Origin of the sequence: Streptomyces sp. NPDC059456 (assembly GCF_042750055.1) — a bacterium.
Taxonomy (GTDB): Bacteria; Actinomycetota; Actinomycetes; order Streptomycetales; family Streptomycetaceae; genus Streptomyces.
Genome location: NZ_JBHYVA010000619.1, coordinates 1 through 5,168, shown reverse-complemented (window position 1 = coordinate 5,168; position 5,168 = coordinate 1). Strand labels below are relative to the sequence as shown.

At 73.8% G+C, this 5,168-nt stretch carries 4 protein-coding genes and 1 pseudogene; 3 read left to right on the top strand and 2 right to left on the bottom strand.

Annotated features, from left to right (window positions below; translation table 11 throughout):
* The first annotated feature begins 109 nt into the window (after positions 1 to 109).
* The gene (locus ACFXA3_RS34860; RefSeq protein WP_385193723.1) at positions 110 to 718 is read left to right on the top strand and encodes a sigma-70 family RNA polymerase sigma factor; all 609 of its coding nucleotides are present in this window, start codon (positions 110 to 112) and stop codon (positions 716 to 718) included.
* 133 nt (positions 719 to 851) lie between these two features.
* Positions 852 to 1,745: pseudogene (locus ACFXA3_RS34855) on the top strand (hydroxyacid dehydrogenase); the annotation flags it as partial.
* Positions 1,746 to 1,800: 55 nt separating this feature from the next.
* Here ACFXA3_RS34855 and ACFXA3_RS34850 read toward each other — a convergent pair.
* Together ACFXA3_RS34850 and ACFXA3_RS34845 are read right to left on the bottom strand one after the other, a co-directional pair.
* A complete protein-coding gene (locus tag ACFXA3_RS34850; protein ID WP_385193720.1) occupies positions 1,801 to 3,795 on the bottom strand; it encodes an AAA family ATPase in 1,995 nt (664 codons plus the stop codon).
* Between the two features lie 377 nt (positions 3,796 to 4,172).
* Positions 4,173 to 4,808, bottom strand: a complete 636-nt coding sequence (locus ACFXA3_RS34845) for a uridine kinase (protein ID WP_385193717.1) — start codon at positions 4,806 to 4,808, stop codon at positions 4,173 to 4,175.
* A 167-nt stretch (positions 4,809 to 4,975) separates the two neighbouring features.
* Here ACFXA3_RS34845 and ACFXA3_RS34840 point away from each other — a divergent pair.
* Positions 4,976 to 5,168, top strand: a 193-nt coding sequence (locus ACFXA3_RS34840; protein WP_385193715.1) for a hypothetical protein, incomplete at its 3' end; no start/stop codon positions are given.

Sequence of the window (5,168 nt, the reverse complement as noted above, 5' to 3'; positions counted from 1 at the left end):
GCGCCGGCCCGGACCGACACCGGCTGCCGCGAGTGACCCGTACCGCTCCGAGTGACCTGAGCTGACCCGAGTGATGGGCTGCGCCACGGGCCGGCCTGGAGGCAAAACCTTGTTCGATCTTGATCAGGAAGAGTTCCACCGCCGCAGGGCGAGCCTGCAGGCGCTGGCCTACCGACGCGTCGGCTCCGCAGAGGAAGCCGAGGACATCATCTCCGAGGCCTGGCTGCGCTGGATGACGGCGCAGAACGTCGAGAACGTCGAGAACCACGGGGCCTTCCTCTCCACCGTCGTCACCCACCTGTGCGCCGACTACCGCAAGTCCGCGCACACCCGGCGGGTCTCCTACGTCGGCGCCCTGGTGCCCGAGCAGACCGTCACCACCACCCCCGAACCGTTCCAGAACGTGGAGCGGGCCGAGGAGCTCCGGCGCGGCGTGGCCTGGCTGCTGGAACGCCTCGGCCCGGCCGAGCGGGCGGTCCTCGTGCTCCGCACCGCCTTCGAGTACAGCTACCGGGAGATCGCCGCCGTCCTGGGCATCAGCGAGGTGTACTGCCGCAAGCTGTACGGCCGTGCCCACGACCGGCTCGCCGAGGGCCGGCCCCGCTTCACGGCCGCGCCCGTGGAACACGCCGAGCTCACCGAGCGGCTGCTCGCCGCCAGCCGCGGGGGAGAACTCAGGCCGCTGGAAAGCCTGCTGGCCGCGAGCGTGGCGGCCTGACCCGGCCACCGCGGCCCTCGCACCCGCGTACCTCCCGCATCCCTCGCATCCCACTCATCCCTCGCATCCTTCGATCCGCATTCGCGTCCAGGAGCGCCCCGCCGGCCCCTGGCCCCACAGGAAGCACACCATCATGCGACCGAACGTAGTCCTCGTCGGCTCGATGTACGCCGCCGAAGCCGAGGAACTGCTGGAGCAGCACGCCGACGTCCGCCGCGTGGACGACTCCGACCGGGCGGCCGTCCTGGAGGCCCTCTCCGACGCACACGGCCTGGTGGCCCGCTACCCCGCCCGGATCGACCGGGAACTCCTTGAGGCCGCCCCCCACCTGATCGCCGTGCTGTCCAGCGGCCGCGGCGTGGACAACATCGACATCGAAGCCGCCACCGAAGCCGGCGTGGTCGTCGCCAACAACCCGGGCCTGGGCGGCAAGCCCGTATCCGAGCACTTCTTCGGGCTGCTCCTGATGGTCACGCGCAACCTCGCCGCGATCCACCGCCACGGCAACCAGGCCGCCTGGGGCGAGAGCCGGCTGGGCAGCCACCGCGTCGAACTCACCGGCAAGACCCTGGGCATCGTCGGCCTCGGCAACGTCGGCGGCTGGACCGCCCGGCGCGCGCACGGCGGCTTCCTGATGAAGGTCCTCGCGTACGACCCGTACGTCTCTGCCGAGAAGATGGCCGAAGTCGGCGCGATCAAGGTGGAGCGACTGGAAGACCTCCTCGCCGAGGCCGACTTCGTCACCGCCCACCCGGAGATGAACGAAGAGACCGCGCACATGTTCAACGACAAGACCTTCGCGCAGATGAAGCCCGGGGCCTACTTCGTGAACACCTCCCGCGGCCGGGTCACCGACACCGACGCCCTCGTCCGCGCGGTGCGCAGCGGCCACCTCGCCGGCGCCGCCCTCGACGTGTACGAGGACGAGCCGCTGCCGGACGACAGCCCGCTGCTCACCCTGGACAACGTCGTGCTCAGCGCCCACATCGCGGACTTCACCGTCGAGACCAAGCGCGCCCTGGCCCTGAACGCCGCCAACCAGCTGATCACCGCCCTCGGCGGCAAGCAGCCGCCGAGCGCCCTCAACCCGGACGCCTGGGGCCGCGCCGCCGCCCCCCCCCGCGCGCGCGCGGGGGACACCGGGGGGGGGGCACGGGTCGGTCGGGGCCCGGCGGGCCGCGGCCCGACAGGACCTCCCCGTACGCCTGCATCAGGTCGGGCAGCCGAAGCGTCGCCAGGTCCTCCCGGGAGGGGTCGCCGGGGAAGCCCGCCAGCCGCAGGTCGCGGTACGCACAGCTCTTCTCGTACAGGGTGCGCAGGAAGCGGCCGTTGCCCAGCTCGTCGATCCAGCCCTGCTCCACCACGTGCCCGCTGATGCTGCGCAGCTCGTCCAGGGCCTCCTCGTCCCAGCAGTCCCCGTTCGCGTCCGCCAGCACCCCGCCGATCGCCGTCAGCTCCAGCGGCCGGTAACTGGGGAAGTCCACCCGGGTCGTGAACCGCGAGGACAGCCCCGGGTTCGCCGCCAGCAGCCGGTCCATCCCGGCCGGGTAGCCCGCCAGGATCACCACCAGGTGGTCCCTGTTGTCCTCCGCCCGCTTCAGCAGCACCTGGAGCGCCTCGTCGCCGTACGCGTCGCCCTTGCTGTACCCGGTGTTGGACAGGCTGTACGCCTCGTCCACGAACAGCACCCCGCCGATCGCCGAATCGATCAGCTCGTTCGCCTTGACGGCGGTCTGCCCCAGGAACTCGCCGACCAGGTCCGCGCGTTGGGCCTCCACCAGATGGTCCCCGCCCAGCAGCCCGAGCGCGTAGAAGACCCGGCCCAGGATCCGCGCCACCGTGGTCTTGCCCGTGCCCGACGGCCCGGAGAACACGAAGTGCCGTTTGGGCGGCTGCACCGGCAGCCCCTGCCCGGCCCGCAGCCGCGCCATGTGCAACTGCGCAGAGAGCGCCTTCACCTGCCGTTTCACCGGCTCCAGGCCCACCATCCGCTCCAGCTCCGCGAGCGCCTCGGCCAGCAGCGCCGGATCGGCCGGCCCGGCCGGCAGCCCCCCGGGCGCGGTCTGCGGCGGCACCGCCACCTTGCGGCGCACGCCTTCCACCCGGCCCGTGCCCGCAGCCCCGAACCGCGGGTCCGGCTCCGGTACGACCAGCGGGTCCGGCTCCGCCTGCCCGTCCGCCGCGACGTCCTGTACGGGGCCACCGCCGAGGGCCACCGCCGCGAAGTCCCCGCCGACGGGGGAGAGGTCGTGCCCGGCGTACCCCTCGTAACCGGCCGCGGCGTACCCGGCGTACCCGTCGGCCCCGTCCACGTAGTCGCCGTCCTCGATCGCCGTCAGCCGGGCCGCCGTGTCCATGAACGCCGGGTCCACCCGGTGCACCGCCCGGTACAGCGGCAGCGCCGCCGCGCTGCGCCCCGTCCCCTCGTGCGCCCGCGCCAGCCAGTACCGCAGCTCCTTGCGCTGCGGCTGCTCGCTGCGGCAGCGCATCAGCGCCGCCGAGAGCATCGGCTCGGCCTGCCCGTACATCTCCAGCCGGACCCGGGCCATCCCGCCGAACAGGCCCGCCTCGATGCCCAGCAGCGGATCGTCCACCAGCGGCTCGGTGTGCCGCACCAGCTGTTCCCAGTCCTTGACCAGGTAGGCCCGGCAGGCGTGCAGGAACCGCACCTGCGCGTCGGCGTCCACCGGCGGCAGCGCGGCCAGCGCCTGGTCCAGCTCGGGGACGTGCCGGCCGTCCAGCCAGTGCGAGGCGTGGGCCAGCAGCAGGTCCCGGCGGCTCTCCAGGACGGGCTGCACCCACCAGCCCAGCCAGTACCAGGAGTTCAGCGTCCGCCGGTGGCGGGCCCGCTGCTCCCCGAAGCGGTCGCGGTGGGCGTACATGCGCAATAACGCGTTCGTGGTGTCCACCCGGAGCGCGTGCAGGCCCAGCCATGCGTCGGCCATCGAGGGATCCAGTCGTACGGCCGCCCGGAACTCCTCCTCGGCCTGCGGATAGGCGCCCATGGTGCAGGCGTCCACCCCGCGCAGCCAGGCGAGTTCGGCCGGGGCGTGCGTGCCCGGCGTGCCGAAATCCATCACATCCCCCACAAGCCTGCCCCCGTGGTGCACAGCAACCCCCGCGTCGCGCCCGCGAGTTGTCCACTGCGCCGATGAAATCAGGGGTGCATCGTACCTGCGGCCACGCACCATACGTAGGGTGCGGCGGGCACCGGTCGGAGGCGCACCAGGGCCGCGCGAGGTGACTCAGGGTGAAGATTTCGGGGGGAGCGGGCCCGCGCGGAGCCGCTGCGGAACACCTCCGGGCAGAACGAAGCCCCCGATCACGGGGGAACAATCGGGGGCTCCGCGTCTGCTGCGGCCTGGAAAGACCGCGCATTCAGAACGTAAGGCCGGTGCGGGGCCCAGGTCAAGCAGGTCGGTGCAGGCCCGCTCGAGCGCGGTACGGGAGCGGCTCAGGCCCGGGGGAGGTCGTCACCCTCGGTCACGGAAGGGGCCCTTCCGGCGGTCGCATCCGTCCCGAAAGACCACTCGTATCCCGTACCGCTCTGGCGTACCAAAGCGTCGGCGAAGGGGCGCGAAGGATCATCCGAGAAGTGCGCGAGCTCCGCGCGCTCCCATCCGTCCCAGAAGTCGGAAAGTTCACTCCCGTCCCGGTTTCGTCCGCGTCCCCAGGACTGCGCACGCGGTGTCTCCATCCACAGCAGGCGCGCCAGATGCGGGCGCAGCGCCCGCCGGCCGGCGCCGACCCCCTCGATCAGCAGCACCGGCGCCGGCTCCAGCAGCCGCTGCGGGCCGAAGCGGCGCTCCACCCAGTCGTACGGGGCCCAGTGGGCCGGCCGCCCGGCGGCGAGCGGCTCCAGCACCTGCGCGCGCAGCCGCCCGGACCAGCCGAACAGCTCCTCGTGGGTGGCCACGTCGTCCAGGTGCAGCACCGGCGCCCCGCCCAGCGCCTCGGCGAGCCGTCCGGCGAAGGTGCTCTTCCCGGATCCGGCGTGCCCGTCGATGCCGATCAGCCGCACCGGGCCGAGGGAGGGCGGCAGGGCGGCGAGCTCGCGCGCGAGTGACTGAAGTGACTGCTGAGGCTCCACCCGGCCAGCGTAGGGCCCCCGCGGCGGCGCCCGGAGCGCGCGTCCGGCGCGCGGCCCCCCGCACGGCGCCCGGCGCCGTCCGCGACACGGGGCCGGGGCTTCGGTGCCCGGCGGGCGGGAACTGGAAGGGTGGGGAAGTCGACCCGCCGCACCGACCCTTGGGGGCCATGCCGATGACCGCACCCACACCACGCAGGGCCCTGCTGGCCCTCGCCCTCGCCGCCGCCACCGCGGTCAGCGTCCCCGGCGGCCGGGCCGCGGCGGGCGGGGGCCGGGCGGGGGGCGGGGCGCGCCCGCGCGCCGGCGCGCGCCCCCCCCCGCGCGGGGGGCCCAGAGAGGAGACCCCCCCCCCCCCCCCCC